Consider the following 2,332-nt stretch of genomic DNA (forward strand, 5'->3'; position numbering starts at 1 on the left):
CCGCATCGCCGTGGAAGCTGACGTTGTCGCGCCGCGGCCGCCGCGCCGGGCAACTGGGCCGGCAGTAGATGCCGGTGCTGCGCACGGCGAAGACGAAGCGCCCGTCCTGGCCCGCATCGCGGGCGCAGACGGCTTGCCAGCAGTGGTCGGTGTCGAGCATGGGGCCTCCTCCTGATGCTTTCGATTGTCGGCCCGCAGCCGCGCGCTGCCAATCCGTAATGCGCTTTCAAAGCCGGGCTAGGCTTACAGCCCATCGACGGCCGGCAAGGGGATGCAGGCATGGCGCGTTATGCTCGTTGGGCGCTGGCGTTGCTGCTGTGGGGCGCGCTGGTGCCGGCACTGGCGGCGCTGCCGCTGAGCAAGGCAGAGCAGCACTGGCTGGCGCAGCACCCGCAGCTGCTGGTGGGGGTGGAACGCACCGGCTGGCCGCCGTTCGACATGGTCGAGGACGGCCGCTATCAGGGTATCAGCGCCGACTACCTGCGCCTGCTCGGCGAACGCCTGGGGGTGGAGATCGACGCGGTCTACTTCGACGACTGGGAGCAGGCCCTGGCCGCCCTGCGCGAGGGCCGCATCGAAATCCTGCCGTCGGTGGCGCGCACTCCCGAGCGCGAGGGCTGGATGCGCTTCAGCGATCCCTATCTGATCAGCAGCAGCCTGATCTTCAGCCGCCCGGAGGTGCGCGTGCAGCAGGTCGCCGACCTGGCCGGCAAGCGTGTGGCCATCGAGCGCGGCTACGTGCTGCAGCAGCTGCTGCGCGACGAGGTGGCCGGCATCGAGTTCGTCGAGACCCTGAACACCGAGGAGGCCCTGCGCGCGGTGTCGTCCGGGCGCGCCGAGGCCTACGTCGGCGACATGATAGTGGCCAGCTACCTGATCCGCCGGCACAACCTGGCCAACCTGGAGCTGCGCGGCGAGTCGGGGCTGAGCAGCAGCGAGATCCGCTTCGGCGTGCGCCGCGACCTGCCGCAGTTGGTCGATCTGCTCGACCGCGCCCTGGCCAGCCTCAGCCGTGAGGAGCGCGAGGCGATCCGCGATCGCTGGCTGCCGCCGCTGACCGAGTTCAACTGGCGCAAGGCGCTGCAGGTGGGCTGGCCCTACGCCCTCGGCCTGCTGGCGCTGATCGTCTTCGTGCTGGTGTGGAACCGCCGCCTGACGGTGCAGATCGCCGAGCGCCAGCGCGCCGAGGCCGAGGCCAGGCGCCAGCGCAGCACCTTGCTGGCGCTGGTCAATGCGATCCCCGACCCGATCTGGTTCAAGGACAGCGACGGCGTCTACCGCGGTTGCAATCAGGCCTTCGCGGCGATCTTCGCGCGCAGCCCGGAGAGCCTGGTCGGCTGCCGCGACGAGCAGCTGTTCGACGCCGCGCTCAGCCGCGAGCGTGCCGGCCTCGACCGCCGCGCCCTGGCCAGTCGCGCGCCGCTGGAAAACGAGACCTGGCTGGACCACGCCGACGGTCGGCGGGTGCTCTACGACACCCTGCGCGTGGCCTTCTACGACGACCGCGGGCAGTTGCTCGGGCTGGTCGGCACCGGCCGCGACATCACCGTGCGCAAGGAGGTCGAGGAGGCCATGGCGCGCGCCAAGGCCCTGGCCGAGCAGGCGGCGCGGGCCAAGGCGGACTTTCTCGCCAACATGAGCCACGAGATCCGCACGCCGATGAACGCCATCATCGGCATGTCGCACCTGGCGCTGAAGACCGACCTCGACCCGCGCCAGCGCGACTACCTGAACAAGATCCAGCAGGCCGGCCAGCACCTGCTCGGGGTGATCAACGACATCCTCGACTTCTCCAAGATCGAGGCCGGCAAGGTCAGCGTCGAGTGCATCGAGTTCGACCTCGAGCAGGTGCTCGACAACCTGGCCAACCTGATCGGCGACAAGGCCGCGGCCAAGGGCCTGGAGCTGCTGTTTCGCCTCGATCCGCAGGTGCCCTGCAGCCTGCTCGGCGATCCGCTGCGGCTGGGGCAGATCCTGATCAACTACGCCAACAACGCGGTGAAGTTCACCGCCGAGGGCGAGGTGGAGGTGCGCATCGAGCTGGAGCGGCGCGACGGCAAGCAGGTCTGGCTGCTGTTCGCGGTGCGCGACACCGGCATCGGTCTGGACGCCGAGCAGCAGGCGCGGCTGTTCGAATCCTTCCAGCAGGCGGACAGCTCCACCACCCGCAAGTACGGCGGCACCGGGCTCGGCCTGGCCATCTGCAAGCGCCTGGCCGAGGCCATGGGCGGCGAGGTCGGGGTCGACAGCCAGGTCGGCGTCGGCAGCCGTTTCTGGTGCCGCCTGCCGTTCGCCCTGGCCAGTCGCCAGCGCCCGGCGCTGCAGCCGCAGG

The 2,332-nt window shown here is 70.2% G+C and carries 2 protein-coding genes; one reads left to right on the plus strand and one right to left on the minus strand.

The features are described from left to right. A partial coding sequence (locus N878_RS26970) for an Ada metal-binding domain-containing protein (protein ID WP_305728921.1) occupies positions 1-160 on the minus strand: 160 nt, incomplete at its 3' end. A gap of 119 nt (positions 161-279) precedes the next feature. Here N878_RS26970 and N878_RS18010 point away from each other — a divergent pair. After that, on the plus strand, positions 280-2,332 hold a 2,053-nt coding region (locus tag N878_RS18010), incomplete at its 3' end, for a transporter substrate-binding domain-containing protein (protein ID WP_021444972.1).

Source organism: Pseudomonas sp. EGD-AK9 (genome assembly GCF_000465935.2).
GTDB lineage: Bacteria > Pseudomonadota > Gammaproteobacteria > Pseudomonadales > Pseudomonadaceae > Aquipseudomonas.